This window comes from Acinetobacter legionensis (assembly GCF_048552295.1).
Taxonomy (GTDB): Bacteria; Pseudomonadota; Gammaproteobacteria; order Pseudomonadales; family Moraxellaceae; genus Acinetobacter.
In genome coordinates this window covers 110,518-129,458 of the sequence record NZ_JBIMCW010000002.1, presented here as the reverse complement: position 1 = coordinate 129,458, position 18,941 = coordinate 110,518, and the positions used below count along the sequence as shown (strand labels likewise).

The following is an 18,941-nucleotide window of genomic DNA, read 5'->3' as shown; positions in this document are numbered from 1 at the left end:
AGCATTAAAATGTCTAAAACCTATGTCATCTACGGTGTAAGCAAAGGCTTGGGGCAAGCCATTCTACGCGCAGTACCTCAAACACAAGATCAGATTTTTGGTATTTCACGTTCTCAACCTAAGTGTGACCTTGCTCATTTTAAATGGATTTCTGCTGATTTATCAAAACCTGAGCACGCTCGGGATTTAGTTAAAAATCAAATTCAAAATCAGCGTATAGATTTTCTGATTTACAATGTCGGGATCTGGGAGACAAAAGCCTTTCAAGCAGATTATGACTTTGAACAATGCACTGACCTTGAAATATCAAATTTGATTCATACCAATATTCAGTCCTGTATTTTGGCAATTCAATCCTTGATTGAGAATCTTAGACTGTCCCCAAATGCAAAAATTATCTTGATTGGTTCAACGTGGGGACTAGAAAATCATAGTGGCAAAGAAGTGGTTTTTTCAGCCAGCAAATTTGCCCTCAGAGGCATTGTCCACGCTCTCCGAGAAAGTTTACGCAAAGACCAGATTGGGGTGAGTATATTAAATTTAGGCTACTTAGCGACTGAGTTTGATCTGGATACATCTGTAGATGAAGTTTTACAACAGAGTGGTCATGAGTTAATTCCCTTACAAGATGTTATTCTTGCGATTAAATTTATATTATCGACCAGTCGAGCCAGCTGTGTTAAGGAAATTCATATGCCCGCTATGGCAGACCTAAACTTATAAAAAACCCATTTTTCAATGGGCTTCAAGATCAAAGTTTAACGATGGATGCTAGTTATTTTTTTACTTGTTCTAAAATATGTACCGTCACGGTACGCCCTGCGACAAAGGCTAATGAATCATGGGGCACTTCATCTAAAATAATCTTCACAGGTACCCGTTGGGCCAAACGTACCCAGCTGAATGTTGGATTTACATTGGCCAATAGACCCGATGAAGTGGTACGTTCACGATCTTCAATCCCTGAAGCAATCCCTTGAACATGGCCTTTATATTTCAAAGAATCGCCCATGAGTTGGACTGTTGCAGGATCACCTAGATGTATTTTATTGAGTTTGGTTTCTTCAAAATATCCCACAACATAGAGATGTTTACGATCAAGTAAAGCGGCAACAGCCTGCCCAACTTTGACATAATTCCCTGCACGCAAATCAAAATTTGATAATGTTCCATCTGCAGGTGCAATCACTTCTGAACGTTGCATATTCAATTGAGCCAAATGCACACTACTGGTTGCTGCCTCAATCAAGGCTTTTTGTTGTTTGATATTGGCTTCTGCTTGTTGTACTGCAGCTTGCAATTGCTGATGCTCTGCATGAGACTGATCTCGTGTAGCAAACATTTGATCTTGTTCTTGTCTAGAGATCGCACCATTCATCAGGTCTGCATATCGATGTGCATTTTTCTCCGCAAGGTTAATATTGGCTTTTGACTTCACAATATTGGCTTTTGCCTCAGCAAGCCCCGCTTCTGCCTCTGCCAGTCCTGATTGAGCCTTTGCAAGATCTGATTTTGCTTGTTCCACATCTAAAGCTTGACGTGCTAAATCTATTTTAAAAAGTACCTGCCCTTTTTTTACCGTTTGGTTATCTTGAACCATCACCTCTGTGACTAAGCCTGCAATATCAGAAGACACTTGAATGACATCACCACGTACACGTCCATCACGTGTCCAAGGTTCTGCGTTGTAGTAATTCCAAATATGAAGCGCACAAAATATCGCAATAATCACCACGATAGCCAATGATATAGGCCGTATTGCCTTACGTATATCAAACGTATTCATTTCAATTTTCCAATCATTAAACTTAAAAGTAAATCAGCTATACTCAATGACTAAGTGGTCACCTGAATAAACACCCAATGAATCGACCATAATAAAATCAAATAGATACAGATATTAAAAATTCCAGGTAATGCAATCCATTCTTTTTCAACTAAACGATCTGTGCCAATACAGACCACTTTCCAAATCATGAATGCCAAAATTGCTTGAATTAAAAATATTGGGACATATACGCCATAAATGTTGAGCTCACCCATTTTTATGCTCCCAATAGAACAGTTGAAGGTTGGGCATCAACCAGATGAATATGACAGATGCTATTGCGAATATTATTTACAGAAATCTCTATGCGCTGTCGAATATCTTGGTCGCCTACCGCTTGAGCTTCCTCTAGGACATGAGCAAATTGCTGAATCAGTGCTTGTCGTAAGTTGTTATCAGGCTGAGCTAGTGCTTTTTCAATTAACCACTGATTGAGTAAGCGCTGTAATTCAAAAATTGCACTGGTTGTTGCAGATTCAGGAGACAATTTTTTGACCAACTCCTGCAAACGGGTTAAATCAATAGCAGCACTTGATTCAATCAAAGCATTATTAATTTCAATTTTGAGTTGTTCTGACTGAATCAATTTGGTATTTAACACGCCAATACGATCAAGCATACTGCGTAAATGAATTCTAAAGCCTGTTCCATAAGACATCGCAATACTTTCACGCAAAGCTTTATAGTGTAAAGCCAACATCCGCTTTACTGTCATTTCTGGTGACATTGAACGTACCATTTGCATGATACAAACCGTGATAATCGGCCCAATCACGGTCGCAATTGAAGCATCAAAAAATGTGATCTGGTCCATTAAATAGCGATTTTGTAGATTTAATCCCATGATGGTACTCATAATCAGAGGTAAACCCAGTACATGTAAAGGCGGATGCAAATACAACATCACGCAGAACATAATAAACGGTGCTAATACAACGGCCAATTCCCAAAATGCTGTGATATGGGGGAAAATCCCATAAGCATAAATAAAAACCAAAATAGCGGCATAAATACTGGAGCGGATAAATACTTTTAATGCAGGTACTGGGTCATCTAAAAAGGTCAAAATACATGCTGTAATTGCGGCCATTTCTGCCACCATAAACCCCATTTTCCAACCACTTAAAATCCAAAATGCACAAGCAATATTGGTTGTTAAAAATGCCGATACTCCGCCACGCACGGCTATTCCATAGTCACGATGCAAACTTGGATAGGTCGTGGTTAACGGTACTATTGACTCAGGTAAGCTATGATTGCCTTGTTGCATACATTGCCAAATAAACTCCACTGCACGAACATTTTGAATAAAATGGCGAATATCCATTTTTAAACTGCCCAACATTACCTGTTGTTCAGCTGTTGCATGCTCAGTGATCGTTTGAAATTCTTGGTCAAAATATTCAGGCAGATGCTTAAGTTCATTCTCAAGAATGGCATGTTTATTTGCTAAAAAGTCATCAACTTTTTGGTGAAACTCAAGCAGATACGGACGATAATTTACATCAATTTGATCCAGTTGCTTTATTCGTTCTGACATTGCGACCAAGTTAGCCACTAACATGGTCACTTGATGTAGCAACTCTTGTAGTGGCTTGGTTATGCCTTTAAATTTTGAAGTTTCATAACTTAAATGCACAGCCATACTATGAATATCTGTCGTATCACGAGTGATATTGGTCAATAGTTGAGTGTAATTATCCGAATGTGCAGGATCAGACAAGATTGAGTCAAAAGCCTGTTTGGTATCTTGCATAGTTTTAGTGACACGTAGCTCCACCACAGGCCCGATATGCATAGGAAATATGGTGGCAGATACCACTGCACTACACACAACACCCAATGAAATTTCTAAGAACCGCCCAACAGCCATGTCAAAAATGGACACTGTCTCAATATAAAAAATTGAGTTAAAGCAGATAATCACTGCGGTATAACCCGCTAACATCACCACATAACTGCGTGGTGATCGATCAATTAAAGATAAATAAAGACAGCCCCCCACCCAAGTTGCCAGTACAAAAGTAAATAACCAAGGTGTATTGACCAAGTGGGGCATCACTGCGATGGCAAAAATTGCTCCGATCAAGGTTCCTAAAATTCGATAGATACTTTTAGACGCCATCATCCCTGAGTAAGGATTGGCTATCACAAAGACAGTACCAATCGCCCAAATCGGATAGCTCAAATTAAGTTCAAATGCAATATAGAGTGCCAGCATTCCTGCAATGAAAGTTTTGCTCGCAAAAATCCAATCGAGTTTATTGGGTCTAAAAGCCAATAAGGGTTTGATCAGTAACATGCAAGCAACTCACTATAAATTCAATTTCATTGATTTTCTCTTTCATATCTAGCTCTGTAAGATCTAGAAAGCTAATATTCACCACTTTTATGAGGGTTTGTTGTGTACATCACATTTCTTTTCTTAGCGACCAAAAAACCGCACTGCTTAGTCAAATAAACAGTGTGGTTTAAAAAAAGATGTGAATAGAAGAACAAATTTAGGCATTTGTTCAAATACAACGATTGAGTAGAGAAGGACTCAATTTATGATAAAAATTTACACTTTTAAAAAAAGTATAGATTCATCATTGGATATTCATATGAGCAATAATCTCAAAAAAAATGCAATTAATCAATAAAAATATCCCATATTGATAATTTGTTAGAATAAAATTTATTTTAATGTTTAAATATAATGCTTTTTCTCAAAATAGCTACTAAAGTTAAAAATGTAGAATCATTTGCATTTACAATGCAAATTCCGCTGTTTTTTCTTGAACAATTTGTTATAAAGTAACATTCATTATTTATTTTTTTTTGATTCTCACTAATTGAGTAGGTCATCAATGGCACTTTCCAGTTTTGGCAAAATTCTCACCGTATTGGATTTATTTTCGGTGTCTCGCCCAGTAATTAATGTCGATGTGATTTGTGAAGAGCTTGGTTTATCAAAACCAACTAGTTACCGCTATCTGAAAGAGTTAGTTTCGGCTGATATTTTGCAACGCTTAAATGGGACTTCAGGTGATTACACCCTTGGACCTAAAATTGCTGTGATGGACTATATTTCTAGAACCACAGATCCACTGGTTCAAATCAGCAAACCGTTTATGCAAGAAATTTCAGAGCGCACAGAACTTTGCTGTTTACTAACACATTTAAATGATGACTATTGTATTGATGTTCATCATGAAGTGTATCGTGATGAAACTTTACTATCTTATGGTCGTGGTTGCCCTCGTCCCGTATTCATGGGCTCTTCGCCTAAAGTGATCATGGCGCATTTATCTAAGCAGAAAATTCATGAGTATTACCTTCGCTTTGCAACTCAATTAACTGAAGTTGGTTTTGCTGAAAATGAAGAAACCTTTGTCAATAAAATGAAAAAAATAAAAAAACAAGGATATTATTTTTCACAAGGCGAACTTGATCCAAATGTTTCTGGCTTATCTATCCCAGTGAAGTTTTCAAGTAAAGAAGCTCCTTTAGCGCTGACCGTGCTTGCTTCAAAAAATCGTTTTGAATACGTCAACACTCCAAAATTGATTGAAACACTGCAAGAGTCTGCTGCGCAGATTGAAAAACGCTATCAGGCACTCTCTGCAAATGACCAATTATCTGAATTTCACCCATAAATGAAATAGGGTTGATAATTTAACATTTTGTAATGTTTTTATATCTTGATAATGTTTTTATATTCTCATAATATGATTATGTTCTTCAGTAACCCATGATTTTTGGATATTGTTTTTACGGAAACAATTCCTCCTCAGAGTAAAAAAGCCTATGTGTTCATACATAGGCTTTTTTATTTGCACATCTTTTATCCATCAAGTTTACTTTTGAGCCACTAAAAAAATAATTAGAGTAATTGGCGAATCATTTTCATTCGGGAATAATCTAAAGCATCCAATAACAATGATGCATAATTTTAATTAAGGAATGCTATGAATATCCTCATCGTGCATGCACATCCCGAACCACTTTCGTTTACTACGGCCATGAAAGATCATGCTGTTGAGGTCTTGGAAAAATTAGGACACCACGTTGATGTTTCAGACTTATATGCCATGAACTTTAATCCAATCGCATCAGGTGATGATTTTTTAGAATTGAGTAATCCAGAATATATGAATTATGCTTTGGAACAACGTCATGCTTGTAAAAATAAGCAGATCTCTGAAGATATTCAAATTGAAATTGAAAAAGTACAAAGAGCAGATTTAGTCATTTTCAGTTTTCCCATGTACTGGACATCTGTACCTGCAATTTTAAAAGGCTGGATTGATCGTGTATTCGTTTCAGGTATTTTCTATGGTGGCAAACGTTTTTATAACCACGGCGGCATGGTCGGGAAAAAAGCCTTATTAAGCTTTACCTTAGGTGGTCGTGAACATATGTTTGGTGATCATGCGATTCATGGTTCAATTGAAGACTTATTACTGCCGATTCAACGTGGAACTTTAGCTTATGCAGGCTTTGACGTACTGCCTCCATTTACGGCTTACCATGTCCCATATATTTCTAACGAAGCACGCCAACAAATCCTGCTAGATTATCAGCAATATTTAGAGAATTTAGAAAATTTACCTGCTTTAGTGTTCCCTAAACTTGAACAATTTGATGACAAACTTTACCCACTTGGATAAAAATAACGAAAGGTCAAATTTACACGAGGCGCTAAAATTCGCGTGGATTTAGCGAGGGTATGTTTCCAATAACGTTGGGTCTGCCCTTGCATCACAATCAACTGACCACTATGTAAAAGTAAATCTACTTTTTTAGCTTTCCACTTGTGCTTAAAACTGAATTTTCGAGTAGCACCTAAACTCAATGAAGCAATCACCACATTGTGGTTGGGCGCTTCCAGTGATGGCTCATCATCACTATGCCAACCCACGCCTTGTGAGCCATTTTCATATAAATTTGCCAGACAGGAATTATAAGTGTGCCCTGTGAGTTGCTCGATATGCTGTTTGAGTCGATATAAAGCAGGATTCCAGATATGGGCTTGTTTTGCCATACCTGAATAATGATATTGGTAATCCTCATCGCCATACCACACCACTTTGCGCTCAGTTTTATAATATTGACCATGCAAATAAACTTCATCATGTTGCCAAGCCAAATGCTGTAGAAAATAATTTAAATATTTTTGACTTTGTTCATGATCCAAAACTAAGCCAAAGTCTTTTACTACCCCATCATAAGGCAGTAAATTATCTTGTGCTTCAGGTTCAAATAAATCTAAATTCATTGTGTAAAATGAGCTACTGGTTCATCCAACAATGAATCAATATTGAACATGAAACAAGTCATTTTTAATCAAAATTGAACAACTTTAATATGAAGAATAGCAGTTCATATCAAGGCGTCTAAGCCTATTTAGCCAAATATGGCGAAGTCCCACCTCCATGGAATTTGCACTAAAATACCATCCTTATTCAATAGGATGGAGAATGGGAAAAAGAGAATCACATATGATGTATTTAGATGAATTGATGAGTCAGCAAAAATGAGCTTTGCTGAAAAAGTCAACTATTTGTATGGTTATCCAGTAGCACCAGGTTGGTATCAATGGCTTTCACTTTTTATGGGATGATCATCCATATGATATGGAAGATGAAGACTATCTCAAGTATTTTGAAAAGCTTAATCAACTCGGATTTAAATTAGCAGATCAATTTCAAGAGGATTTTAATCGTGAAGATTTGGACTAGTATAAGACTAGCATTAAAATCTTTCACAATTCAAAACATAGCAATCACTTGTAGCAAAGTTTATTCAGCTTTAGACTAAAACCAAGCTGATAAAAAGCAAAAACCTATGAATTTATGGCAATTATTTCAAAAATTACGCCCCTTTGTACGTCCCTACCGCTGGCTTGTCATCGTCACCTTAGTGTTAACGTTGATTGGTTCACTCACCGCTCAGGTCAATGCGCTCACACTTAAATATGCTGTAGACAGCATTAACCAACTGATCCAAGCAGGACAAGGCCTAGCGGATGGATGGCACATTATCATTACCATTACCGTGGTTTTATTGGCCAAAGAAGTCATCAATGCAATTGTTCAATTTGGGCAAAAATCATTCGGTGAAAAACTCAGAATTTTAATTTCACAGGACCTATCTCAAGGCATTATCGAAAAATTTATTACCTATCGATTGGCCTTTTTTGATCAGAAAAATAACCAAGCAGGAAAATTACAAACTCGTATCGACCGTGGAGTTAGCTCACTCACTCGACTGGTGCAAATATTTTTTATTGATATTTTACCTTTATTTACCAGTGCAATTATTGCTTTAGCCCTAATGTATTATGCCAATTTTTGGGTAGGTGTGGTTGCGACAATCATTGTACCAATTTACTTTTGGCTGACCTTTAAACAATCACAAAAACTTTCTGGCAAACGTCGAGCCTTGCGCGATAACATGGAAAAGAAGAATCAAGGTATTTTGAGTATCATTAACTCAATTACAGTGATTAAATCTTTTAATAAAGAGGCTGTTGAATCCACTAAGCAACTGAATTTACAAAAGTCACTGACTGAAAATCAGATGCAAACTCGACAAACCAGCTATATTTTTGATGGTCTAAAAACCTTTATCGAACAAGTTGGTGTAGTCCTGATCATTATTTTAACTGCTTATTTTGTTTTAGATGGACAAATGAGTATAGGGATGATCATGTACCATGTATTGCTGTTCAATAACGTGTCTGCACCGATCCGTTCTTTGCATCGTATTTATGATGAAATTAACTCGGCAATGATCTACTCAGAAAGCTTCTTTGGCATCTTAGAAGCAGATCATGAAATCGAAGCCAGTGGTTTAATGAAACCTCAAATTCATGGCAAATTTGAATTGGAAAATGTTGATTTTATCTATCCCAATGGTCATCAAGCCTTACATCGGATTAACATGACTATTCAACCCAATAAAATCACGGCCTTAGTCGGCTTATCAGGTGCAGGGAAATCAACCTTAATCAGTCTACTGGATAAATTTTATGCCCCGAATTCAGGCTGTATCAGACTCGATGGAATTGATCTAGGGCAACTCGATACACACTATCTAAGAGAACATATTGGCTTGGTATTGCAAAAGAATCATATTTTCCAAGGCTCAATTTTAGAAAATATTCGTTATGGTAAGCCCCATGCAAGCAATGAAGAAGTCATCGCAGCTGCAAAAAAAGCCTCGATTCATGAGCAGATTTTGAAACTCCCACATGCCTATGAAGCAGATGCCTTGCTGTTGTCTGGCGGACAACAACAGCGTATCGCACTTGCTCGAATGTTCCTCAAAAACCCGCCAATTATCTTTTTAGATGAGCCCACAGCGAGTTTAGATGCCATCGCTTCAGAGCAAATCAAACAAAGTTTAGATGAGATTAAGCAAGGCCGAACTGTGATTATGATCTCGCATAGCCTTTCACAAATTATTGATGCCGATTACACCTATGTGATGAAAGAAGGACAAATCGTTGAGCATGGTGAACATCATGATCTTTATCATCAAGATGGTGCTTATAAGGAAATTTTTGATGCGATGGCTAAAAGCTTAAATATCGAAAAAATTGCACGAACTTTTGAAGATGATAGTGAGGAAGAAACCCATAGCTAGGGATTGTTGGCATTATTTTATACCAGCTCACACATTAACGTTAACCTAATTTCGATGTAAATTTTTTGATCAAATATGATACTCGGAAACGTCATTCGCAACTGTCTGAGGCAGGACTTCATCCTTAAAGCGTTGTTTCTGCGATTCATTGAATGCATTGCGGGTTGTCTTCGAGTTTTGCGGTGAGCAGCGATGTAGCTACGCAAGATAGTTGCCCTTGTGGAGCTTAGCTCCTCATGTTAAAACCAAAGTGGGGCGAGCCTAAGGCTGATCCTGAAATTGAATGAGCACTTAACAAGACTCCGCCAAGAGCATTGCTTTTCAATAAGTTAAAGACAGAGTTAGGTCGAACCCATGTTAAGGTTATACTCTTTCAATCACTTGCACTTTTGGTATCGCTAATCATTCAACATAAGTCTATCAGATAGCGATATACATTATCTTTTATGGACTGTTATTCTCTCATACAAATAAAAAGCCATTCTATGTTCTAGAATGGCTTTTTTCTTTTTAAAGTAATGTGTTTAGAGGCAAATCATTTCCATTTTACTGCTTGGACTTCAACCTTTTTAGGATTATCCGTTTCAGCACTACTACAACCACAACCGCCACCACATCCACTCACCATCGCAGGCTGAATCCATTTGGCTAAACGAGTCCAACCTTGCGACTGACAAAATTGAGCCAGCTTAGAAAACACCGAATAGGCTGACTTTGGGAAGACTTTCTTAAATACAAAAATTGCACTCCAAATCACCAATACCGCAATAATCAATAATTCAATCATCTCTAGCTCCTTTGCTTCAAGATTTTGGCTTATAGACCAAAATAACGTGATGCAATTTGATAAGTGAGAAAAGCCATTAAATAAGCCAAACCAAATAAATAAACCGTCATACCCGCAACAGTTTTCCAAGAACCTGTTTCACGTTTCACTGTTGCCAATGTTGCTAAACAATGTGGTGCATAAATAAACCACACCAACAAGGATAAACCTGTTGCAACTGACCAACTTAAATCACCCTGACTGATCAGATGCGATAAACCCTGCGCCACTGCATCATCATCAGTTGCAGATAAAGCATAGACAGTCCCCAATGCCGCAACCACAACCTCACGTGCTGCCATCGCTGGGATTAAAGCAATACAAATTTGCCAATTAAACCCAAGTGGTTCAAAGATTGGGTGCATCACATGCCCCAACATCCCGGCAAACGAATAGTCAATTGCGGGTAATGTTGCACCTTCTGGCGGTTGAGGGAATGTACATAAAAACCATAACAAAATAGATAAAGCGAAGATAATTCCACCAACACGCTTTAAGAAAATTTTGGCACGGTCCAGTAAACCAATCCACACACTTTTTATATCTGGGATGCGGTAACTTGGTAATTCCATCAGTAAAGCATGTTGTGATTTATCTTTCTGGAAAAATTTCAGCACAGTCGCAACAATGAGCGCACTCACAATTCCCGCCATATATAAACCAAAGAGCACTAAACCTTGTAGATTGAGAAATCCCCAAACCATTTTTGATGGAATAAATGCTGCAATCAGTAAGGCATAGACAGGCAAACGCGCTGAACACGTCATCAATGGCGCAACAAGTATGGTCACCAAACGATCCCGTGGATCACTAATACTTCGAGTCGCCATAATTCCAGGCACAGCACAGGCAAAGCTGGATAATAAAGGAATAAAAGCACGACCACTTAAACCAGCTTTAAACATTAATTTATCAAGTAAAAAAGCTGCACGCGGTAGATAGCCAGATTCTTCTAAAACCAAAATAAAGAAGAAAAGAATTAAAATTTGTGGCAAGAATACCAGCACACTTCCTGCGCCTGCAATGATCCCGTCAACCACTAAACTATTGAGCAAAGGTTGGGAGATAAATTGCCCAATCCATCCACCAAACCAGCCAAAAAACTCTTCAATACCGTCCATAAAGGGCGCAGCCCAAGCGAATACTGCTTGGAAAACAATAAACATCATCAGCGCAAGACTGAGAAGTCCTAAAACAGGGTGTAAAAAAATCTTATCGAGAAAATCAGTCCGTTTATCTTCATGATCTAAAAAAATCACCACATCTTTTAAAATTTGGTCAATTTTTTCATGATTAGAACCTGAAAGTTTAACATCACTCAATTCTGTGCTTGGGGTATGGAATTTTTCATTTTCCAAAGCACTCATCAAATTTTCAATACCAGTATTTCGTACAGCAACCGTTTCCACTACGGGAACACCTAAACGCTGTGATAATTTTTGTGTATTGATCTGCATACCACGACGACGTGCTTCATCCATCATGTTTAATACAAGCAGAATCGGTTTGCCTTGTTCAATGATTTCAAGGACAAGCCCCAAATGTAGTTTTAAGTTGGTAGCATCTACGACACATAAAATCGCCTGCTGATCTTTCTCTTCAGCAATTTTACCCAAAACTACATCACGGGTAATTGCTTCGTCAGGACTGGCTGCATTGAGGCTATACGTCCCTGGCAAATCTAGAACACGAACTGCACGACCAGAAGGTAAGTTAAATGTACCCACTTTACGTTCAACAGTTACCCCGGCATAGTTAGCAACTTTTTGACGTGTGCCTGTTAAATGATTGAAAAGTGATGTTTTACCGCAGTTAGGATTTCCCACTAAAGCAATACGTAAAGTTTCGCTCATGCGGGAGCTCCTTCTAATGCCTGATGTATCTCAATTTTCTCGGCTTCAATCTTGCGTAAAGCAAATCGAGTAAAACCGACTTGAATTAGAATCGGATCACCACCAAAAATACCTTTTGTGATCACTTGTACACGTGTGCCAGGCACAAAACCTAGTGTTTCTAAACGACTCGCCACTAAATCTGGCTGATTGACATTATCTTCTGAGGTACGATTGACCTTTGCGATAATGGCAGTTTGCTTTACTTTCAAGTCTGACAAACGCACTGCAATTAACCCTAAAATTTACACGATAGACAGATTATTATACATACAAATGAGAATAATTACCAAGTAAGGTTCGATTACAATTCTCATTCAAACAAAGTATTCGACTTATGTTTTCTTTTAATCTACATTCCATCAACAAATAAGTTTTAAACTTCGCTTAAGGCCATGCTAAATAAGAAACCGCGTATCCCTACTGCTGTTACTATTCCTGAAAATTTAGGCTTTTTACAGGGATTCCGTGATTATTTAATTGCGCAAACGGTCAGTCCCCATACAAGAAATGCCTATTTATCCGACTTAATTCAATGTAGTGAATGTGTAAATTCTTACTTACCTGATTGGTCGCATGAAGACATTTCTGATGTTCTTATTGAACTCACCAAACAAGGTAAAAGTCCTCGGTCAATTGCACGTTCGCTTTCGGCATTACGTTCATTTTTTAAGTTTTTACGGGAACAAAAAATTCGCTTAGATAATCCTGTGGCGATACATAAAACCCCAAAAATCGGACGAGCCTTACCTAAAGATTTATCTGAACAAGACGTTGAAGCCCTGATTCAAGCACCCGATGTTACTACGGCGCTTGGTTTACGTGATCGCGCTATGTTTGAAGTGCTTTATGCTTGTGGTTTACGTGTTTCAGAGCTACTTAATTTAAGATTAGATCTGATTAATTTAAAACAAGGCTATTTAAGAATTACAGGTAAAGGGAACAAAGAGCGCCTAGTTCCTTTAGGCGGGATAGCTTGTGAATGGGTGGAAAAGTATTTAACTGAATCTCGTCCACAACTATATAAATCATCTACCGATTATCTATTTCTAACTCAACATGGCGGTATTATGAGTCGTCAAAACTTTTGGTATGCCATCAAGCGTTATGCCTTACAAGCCGGGATCCAAGCAGAACTATCACCGCATACTTTACGTCATGCTTTTGCAACGCATCTTTTAAATCATGGCGCTGACTTACGGGTTGTACAAATGCTTTTGGGTCATAGTGATTTATCAACTACCCAAATTTATACCCATGTTGCACAAATCCGTATGCAACAATTACATGAAAAATATCATCCTCGTGCTTGAAGACTTAGAATGAAACGTATATCGGCAATTTACATCCCTTAATCAAGTTTTAAAGTACAGTATTCAAAATTTTGTTATGCTAATTCCCTCAAATCATGCTGAAGAAACATAAAGAGTTATTTATGCAATTGAATCGTTCAAAATTGATGTTGGCTTGTCTTATTGCAAGCACGATGGCAGTGAGTGCTTGTTCAAAAAACTCAGACTCAAAAAAAGATGACACTTTAACTGCGACAGCACCTGCAACAGGTGAAGCATCGAATTTAACTGAGCGTGATGCAAAACAACGTTTAATCCAAACATTACAAGCCAATTTCAAAAAAGCAGGCGTAAAAGCCAAAATTTTAGATGCTAAATCAACAGAGATGCCAAATCTTTATTGGATCAGCATGGAAGGAATGAGCTCCGTCTATGCAACATCTGATGGTAAATTTCTGATCCAAGGCGATGTGATCCGTTTAGGTGGTGATAAACTCACTAGCATTGGTGACAAAATACAAGCTACAGAAAACAAGAAATATCTGGCTGACTTAAATATTAAAGATCTCTTGGTCTACCCTGCTCAAGGCAAAGTTAAACATGTGATTTATGTATTTACCGATGCAAGTTGTCCTTATTGTCATAAACTTCATGAACATATCAGTGAAATCACCGCTAAAGGTATTGAAATACGTTATATCGCATGGCCACGTGGTGAACAATTTATACCGACTATGGAAAGTATTTGGTGTAGTGCAGACCGTAGTGCTGCATTTAATCAAGCCATTGCAGGTACTGCGCTTCCACCAGCTAGCTGTAAAAATCCAGTTCGTGATCTCTATGCTTTAGGTCTAAAAATGGGTGTGAATGGTACACCTGCAATCTACAATGCAGAGGGTGAATATTTAGGTGGTTACATGACTGCTGATGAAATTGAAAGCCGTTTAAATAAATAATTTTTATCAGTAAATTTACTATTATTTATAGCTCAATATAAAGATGCGCCAGACTCTAGAGTCTGGCGCATTTTTTAGCTATGATCTAAGCTTAATATAATTTATATACATAATTGGAGTGTGACGTGAAACCAGTTCGTCTGGCAATACTCGGTCTTGGAACCGTAGGCGGTGGTGCCCTTAAACTACTACAAGAAAACGCTGCTGAAATTAGACGTCGCACCGGTCGAGAAATTGAAATTACCCACGTAGGCACTCGTCGTCCACGGCCAGATCTAAATTTACCAGCTAGCATTAAACAAAGTGCCGATCTCTTAGACATTGTCCGCCAGCCTGATGTTGATGTTGTTGTTGAAGTCATGGGCGGTATTCATCCTGCTTATGAAGTCATGATGGAAGCCATTAAACATGGCAAACAAGTCGTAACAGCAAACAAAGCATTACTTGCAGAACATGGAAATGAGCTATTTAAAGCAGCCGATGACCACCATGTCCAAGTCGCATTTGAAGCAGCAGTTGCCGGTGGCATTCCAATTATCAAGGTCATTCGTGAAGGTCTAGCAGCCAATAAAATTGAATGGCTTGCGGGTATTATCAATGGTACAGGCAATTTCATTCTGACTGAAATGAGTGAAAAAGGCCGTGCCTTTGCGGATGTACTGACAGAAGCACAAGAGCTTGGTTATGCCGAAGCAGACCCAACTTTTGATGTTGAAGGTATTGATGCTGCACACAAGCTGACCATTCTTGCATCATGTGCATTTGGTATTCCTTTACAGTTTGACAAAGTTTATACCGAAGGTATTACCAAGATTACTGCACAAGATGTGAAATACGCTGAAGAGCTTGGCTATAAGATCAAACATTTAGGTATTGCGCGTCGTTCTAGCAAAGGTATCGAACTTCGTGTACACCCAACCCTGATTCCAGAAGAAGAGCTTCTTGCCAATGTAAATGGTGTGAAGAATGCAGTTTTGGTTCAGGCCAATGCGGTTGGTCCTACATTGTATTATGGTGCGGGCGCAGGTGCAGGCCCTACTGCTTCTGCAGTCGTGGCAGATGTGGTCGATATTGTCCGTGATATCATTTACACAGAAGATGGTTCAGGCACAATTCCTCAGCTTGCCTTTGAAGCACTTTCCGACTTACATATCTTGTCGAGTGATGAGATGACTACAGGCTATTATTTGCGTTTAAATGCTGAAGACCAAACTGGCGTACTCGCAGATGTAACAACAATTTTAAGTCGCACGGGTATCAGTATTGATGCCATCATGCAGCAGCCCCGTTTAAAAGATCTGATTCCTATCGTGATTTTGACTGATCCGATCGTAGAATCGAAGATGAATGAAGCGATTGCACAAATTCAGGCCTTACCTGCTATACATGGCGAAATCGTACGAATTCGTTTAGAATTGCTCGATAACTAATCGGGTTTTTAAACTCCTCTAAATTTGCAGCAACTGCATGCAAAGCGTCATTCAATGAATGGCTCAGCCTCTCAGAATAGAGGCTTAGAGGTTAAAAGAATATCTTATTTGCTCTACACTACACACAATTGGAACACCATCATGTCTAATGCCAATCGCTATACAGGACTTGTTGATCGCTATCGTGACCGCTTACCAGTATCGAAAACTACACGTGCTATTTCTTTAAATGAAGGCAATACACCTCTCATTAAATTAGACAATATTCCTGGTATTATTGGTAAGAATGTTGAAATTTATGTGAAGTATGAAGGTTTAAACCCGACAGGTTCGTTTAAAGACCGTGGTATGACCATGGCAGTGACCAAAGCGGTAGAAGAAGGCTCTAAGGCGATTATCTGTGCATCTACAGGTAATACCTCTGCTGCTGCTGCTGCATATGCTGCTCGTGCTGGCATCAAAGCATTTGTGTTAATTCCAGAAGGCAAAATTGCCATGGGTAAAATGGCACAAGCGATGATGTACGGTGCAATCACCATGCAAATTCGCGGTAACTTCGATGACGGTATGCGTTTGGTCAAAGAAGTTGCTGACCAAGCGCCTGTAACGATTGTTAACTCAATCAACCCATACCGTTTACAAGGTCAAAAGACCATTGCTTATGAAATCGTAGAAGCTTTGGGTCGTGCACCTGACTACCATTGCTTACCTGTAGGTAATGCAGGCAATATTACTGCGCATTGGATGGGTTATACCGAAGCAGTTGCTAACCAACCAGTTGAAGCATTTGAACAAGTGGTTTATGACCCTGAAACGGATAAGTTTACAGGTCCAAATCCTGAAGGTCGTCCGATCATGGTTGGTTATCAAGCTTCTGGTGCTGCACCATTTTTACGTGGTGGCCCAGTTGAAAACCCTGAAACCGTTGCAACAGCAATCCGTATTGGTAATCCTCAAAGCTTTAATCATGCTAAGGCGGTCGTTCGTGATTCAAATGGCTGGTTTGATGAATTAACAGATGCTGAAATTTTAGAAGCGCAACGTTTGCTTTCTATGTATGAAGGTGTATTTGTTGAACCTGCTTCTGCGGCATCTATTGGTGGTGCAATCCGTGACATCAAAGCCGGTAAAATTGCGGAAGGCTCTGTGATTGTATGTACAGTGACAGGTAATGGTCTAAAAGATCCTGATACTGCAATCAAACAATGTAAAGATGCCATTATGTTGTCTATTGATGCGACAATGAATCAAGTGAAAGACTCTATTCTTTCAAATATGTAAAACAGACTTCAAAATAAAAACCAGTTGTTCGCAGCTGGTTTTTATTTGCGCAATTTAAAAATTATTATTCTTCTTCATATGAGTCATAGTTCAGATCTGATCCGCTCGCACTATAATCAAGCTGTCAAAAAACTCAGACGCAAGAATATAATTTCTCTTAATTAATATTATCAATTAAATCATTTATATAGAAAAATAAACTATTTGATTATAAAAAGACCTGCAATGCCACACCTTACATTCAAAGTTTAACCATCTTTGCGTAGGCGATGACCCACTTTTCATAAGAGAGGCCAAACCCTGCGCTGCAAACAAAGCTGTACTTTGTTTTTGCTTATATTGGGCGCGGGTACGACCTATACTCCCGCCCAACGGCGACATCTATGTCGCTACACAGTAGGATAACCATCTATGATTCAAAAATACAAAATATGAGCTTTTTTTACGATCAATAACTTGACAGAAATCACTTATATGGATAATTAGGTGGTTTGACTACTTCTGTCTTTAATATCAATTGCTTTGTCTGCAGGATTTGTAAAGCGCCACCCAAACTCTGGCATTGCAAATTTACACATTTCATAATCTATTTTTTATGCTTAATTTAAACAAAAAAAGCGCTCCATATTTTGAAGCGCTTTTTTAATTTGGATGGATAACTTCAGTGACAAACTGATTAGATACGTTTCGGTAAATTACTCACCCAGTTCAATAAATTGGTTGCATCATTGGTACGTGCCTGAGAAGAGCTTGCACCTAATAATACCACCACAGCCGGACGACTATTTACAGTGGTATGCATGACCACACAACGCCCTGCTTCATTGATATAACCCGTTTTGGAAATATTAATATTCCACCCACCATTACGTACTAGAGCATTGGTGTTGTTTGATTTCAGCACGCGATAACCCAAATTAAAGTCATAATGCGCTGTTGTTGAAAATTGGCGGATCAAACCATATTGTGATGCAGCACTGACTAAAATCCCTAAATCTCGAGCAGAAGAAACATTACGTGGATCCAAACCAGTAGATTCAACATAATGGGTTGAATTCATGCCCAATTGACGTGCTTTTGAATTCATTGCAGCAAAGAACGCTTGGCGACCACCTGGATAAGTACGCGCTAAAGCTGCTGCAGCTGGATTTTCAGATTTCATCAATGCCACAAGTAACATTTCAGCACGATTCATAGTATCGCCAACTTTTAAAGTTGAACTTGAATTCTTACCACCAGCACCCGCAAAATCGATTTGTTGCAAGGTAATGTCTTCAGACATATTTAAACGGGCATCTGCGGTAATCACTGCTGTCATCAATTTGGTAATTGATGCGATAGGTAACGCCATATTGGTATTTTTACTAAACAGAACTTCACCTGTTTTTGCATCCATTACCAATGCAGCACGCGCATTTACCGATGGTTGGCTATTATAGGTATTGGTGTCATAAATCTGTACAGACTTATTGGTCAATGTTGTCGGTGCAGCATTTGATGCACGAATTGTTGTGGTTAACGTGGTTGAGCCTTTTGGAGAAATATCTTCGCCATCATCATCCAGAGAATCACCATTGAGTAACTGGCTGGCATCTGAAGAAGACCAATTTACAGTTGCTTGTCCGCTCCCCCCCGATGAGTTCATAATGATTTCAGCAAAACCAGTCGAACTCAAACTGAGTAGTACTGACAAACTCAGCACATGCATTAACGTTTTTTTTGGTTTTTTCACGATAACTTACTCACCTCAAGGAGGTATTCACAAACTTGCTAATTACCTCAAATATGACTTACATTTACACTC

16 protein-coding genes are annotated in these 18,941 nt (G+C 38.5%); 8 read left to right on the top strand and 8 right to left on the bottom strand.

Annotated features, from left to right (window positions below):
• Positions 1 to 9 precede the first annotated feature (9 nt).
• Positions 10 to 723, top strand: a complete 714-nt coding sequence (locus ACG916_RS02105) for an SDR family NAD(P)-dependent oxidoreductase (protein ID WP_419327004.1) — start codon at positions 10 to 12, stop codon at positions 721 to 723.
• A gap of 52 nt (positions 724 to 775) precedes the next feature.
• Here the strand turns inward: ACG916_RS02105 and ACG916_RS02100 are convergent, their stop codons facing one another.
• From ACG916_RS02100 to ACG916_RS02090, 3 genes are read right to left on the bottom strand one after another with little or no spacing between them, the layout of a single operon-like run.
• Complete coding sequence (locus tag ACG916_RS02100) at positions 776 to 1,786, bottom strand: HlyD family secretion protein (protein WP_419330194.1); 1,011 nt, start codon at positions 1,784 to 1,786, stop codon at positions 776 to 778.
• A 50-nt stretch (positions 1,787 to 1,836) separates the two neighbouring features.
• Positions 1,837 to 2,043: a DUF1656 domain-containing protein gene (locus tag ACG916_RS02095; RefSeq protein ID WP_336952320.1), complete on the bottom strand. Its 207-nt coding sequence runs from the start codon at positions 2,041 to 2,043 to the stop codon at positions 1,837 to 1,839.
• Positions 2,044 to 2,045: 2 nt separating this feature from the next.
• Positions 2,046 to 4,130 carry an FUSC family protein gene (locus tag ACG916_RS02090; RefSeq protein ID WP_419327003.1) on the bottom strand — a complete coding sequence of 695 codons (2,085 nt, stop codon included), beginning with the start codon at positions 4,128 to 4,130 and terminating at the stop codon, positions 2,046 to 2,048.
• Positions 4,131 to 4,677: 547 nt separating this feature from the next.
• Here ACG916_RS02090 and ACG916_RS02085 point away from each other — a divergent pair.
• The gene (locus ACG916_RS02085; RefSeq protein WP_004818582.1) at positions 4,678 to 5,466 is read left to right on the top strand and encodes an IclR family transcriptional regulator; all 789 of its coding nucleotides are present in this window, start codon (positions 4,678 to 4,680) and stop codon (positions 5,464 to 5,466) included.
• A gap of 312 nt (positions 5,467 to 5,778) precedes the next feature.
• Positions 5,779 to 6,480, top strand: coding sequence for an NAD(P)H-dependent oxidoreductase (locus ACG916_RS02080; protein WP_419327002.1), 702 nt, complete (start codon positions 5,779 to 5,781; stop codon positions 6,478 to 6,480).
• Here the strand turns inward: ACG916_RS02080 and ACG916_RS02075 are convergent.
• A complete protein-coding gene (locus ACG916_RS02075; protein ID WP_336952324.1) occupies positions 6,465 to 7,088 on the bottom strand; it encodes an alpha-ketoglutarate-dependent dioxygenase AlkB family protein in 624 nt (207 codons plus the stop codon). The two genes, ACG916_RS02080 and ACG916_RS02075, sit on opposite strands and share 16 nt — an antisense overlap.
• Before the next feature lie 569 nt (positions 7,089 to 7,657).
• Between ACG916_RS02075 and ACG916_RS02070 the strand changes: the two genes are divergently transcribed.
• Positions 7,658 to 9,460 carry an ABC transporter ATP-binding protein gene (locus ACG916_RS02070; protein ID WP_336952325.1) on the top strand — a complete coding sequence of 601 codons (1,803 nt, stop codon included), beginning with the start codon at positions 7,658 to 7,660 and terminating at the stop codon, positions 9,458 to 9,460.
• Positions 9,461 to 9,995: 535 nt separating this feature from the next.
• Here the strand turns inward: ACG916_RS02070 and ACG916_RS02065 are convergent.
• From ACG916_RS02065 to ACG916_RS02055, 3 genes are read right to left on the bottom strand one after another with little or no spacing between them, the layout of a single operon-like run.
• On the bottom strand, positions 9,996 to 10,247 hold the full coding sequence (locus tag ACG916_RS02065; RefSeq protein ID WP_105714628.1) for a DUF6587 family protein: 252 nt from the start codon (positions 10,245 to 10,247) through the stop codon (positions 9,996 to 9,998).
• Between the two features lie 29 nt (positions 10,248 to 10,276).
• A complete protein-coding gene (feoB, locus tag ACG916_RS02060) occupies positions 10,277 to 12,139 on the bottom strand; it encodes a ferrous iron transport protein B (RefSeq protein WP_336952328.1) in 1,863 nt (620 codons plus the stop codon).
• Positions 12,136 to 12,405: a FeoA family protein gene (locus tag ACG916_RS02055; RefSeq protein WP_336952329.1), complete on the bottom strand. Its 270-nt coding sequence runs from the start codon at positions 12,403 to 12,405 to the stop codon at positions 12,136 to 12,138. The genes feoB and ACG916_RS02055 overlap by 4 nt, the downstream gene beginning before the upstream one ends.
• A 168-nt stretch (positions 12,406 to 12,573) precedes the next feature.
• Between ACG916_RS02055 and xerD the strand changes: the two genes are divergently transcribed.
• The 4 genes from xerD to thrC all read left to right on the top strand — a co-directional run bounded on the left by xerD (position 12,574) and on the right by thrC (position 17,137).
• Entirely contained in the window at positions 12,574 to 13,491 is a 918-nt protein-coding gene (gene xerD, locus ACG916_RS02050; protein ID WP_336952330.1) for a site-specific tyrosine recombinase XerD, read from the top strand.
• Positions 13,492 to 13,613: 122 nt separating this feature from the next.
• Positions 13,614 to 14,426 (top strand): thioredoxin fold domain-containing protein, encoded by an 813-nt coding sequence (locus ACG916_RS02045; RefSeq protein WP_419327001.1) that lies wholly within the window; start codon positions 13,614 to 13,616, stop codon positions 14,424 to 14,426.
• Positions 14,427 to 14,551: 125 nt separating this feature from the next.
• The gene (locus ACG916_RS02040) at positions 14,552 to 15,856 is read left to right on the top strand and encodes a homoserine dehydrogenase (RefSeq protein WP_336952332.1); all 1,305 of its coding nucleotides are present in this window, start codon (positions 14,552 to 14,554) and stop codon (positions 15,854 to 15,856) included.
• Between the two features lie 141 nt (positions 15,857 to 15,997).
• Positions 15,998 to 17,137 carry a threonine synthase gene (thrC, locus tag ACG916_RS02035; protein WP_336952333.1) on the top strand — a complete coding sequence of 380 codons (1,140 nt, stop codon included), beginning with the start codon at positions 15,998 to 16,000 and terminating at the stop codon, positions 17,135 to 17,137.
• A 676-nt stretch (positions 17,138 to 17,813) separates the two neighbouring features.
• Here thrC and pbpG read toward each other — a convergent pair.
• Complete coding sequence (gene pbpG, locus ACG916_RS02030) at positions 17,814 to 18,869, bottom strand: D-alanyl-D-alanine endopeptidase PBP7/8 (RefSeq protein WP_004718389.1); 1,056 nt, start codon at positions 18,867 to 18,869, stop codon at positions 17,814 to 17,816.
• Positions 18,870 to 18,941: the final 72 nt, after the last annotated feature.

Bases quoted from the DNA above. Each gene is read 5' to 3' on its own strand.
- ACG916_RS02070 (WP_336952325.1), top strand. From the start codon at position 7,658: ATGAATTTATGGCAATTATTTCAAAAATTACGCCCCTTTGTACGTCCC.
- xerD (WP_336952330.1), top strand. From the start codon at position 12,574: ATGCTAAATAAGAAACCGCGTATCCCTACTGCTGTTACTATTCCTGAA.
- ACG916_RS02075 (WP_336952324.1), bottom strand. From the start codon at position 7,088: ATGAATTTAGATTTATTTGAACCTGAAGCACAAGATAATTTACTGCCT.
- ACG916_RS02100 (WP_419330194.1), bottom strand. From the start codon at position 1,786: ATGAATACGTTTGATATACGTAAGGCAATACGGCCTATATCATTGGCT.
- ACG916_RS02085 (WP_004818582.1), top strand. From the start codon at position 4,678: ATGGCACTTTCCAGTTTTGGCAAAATTCTCACCGTATTGGATTTATTT.
- ACG916_RS02045 (WP_419327001.1), top strand. From the start codon at position 13,614: ATGCAATTGAATCGTTCAAAATTGATGTTGGCTTGTCTTATTGCAAGC.
- ACG916_RS02090 (WP_419327003.1), bottom strand. From the start codon at position 4,130: ATGTTACTGATCAAACCCTTATTGGCTTTTAGACCCAATAAACTCGAT.
- ACG916_RS02065 (WP_105714628.1), bottom strand. From the start codon at position 10,247: ATGATTGAATTATTGATTATTGCGGTATTGGTGATTTGGAGTGCAATT.
- feoB (WP_336952328.1), bottom strand. From the start codon at position 12,139: ATGAGCGAAACTTTACGTATTGCTTTAGTGGGAAATCCTAACTGCGGT.
- ACG916_RS02080 (WP_419327002.1), top strand. From the start codon at position 5,779: ATGAATATCCTCATCGTGCATGCACATCCCGAACCACTTTCGTTTACT.
- thrC (WP_336952333.1), top strand. From the start codon at position 15,998: ATGTCTAATGCCAATCGCTATACAGGACTTGTTGATCGCTATCGTGAC.
- ACG916_RS02105 (WP_419327004.1), top strand. From the start codon at position 10: ATGTCTAAAACCTATGTCATCTACGGTGTAAGCAAAGGCTTGGGGCAA.
- ACG916_RS02095 (WP_336952320.1), bottom strand. From the start codon at position 2,043: ATGGGTGAGCTCAACATTTATGGCGTATATGTCCCAATATTTTTAATT.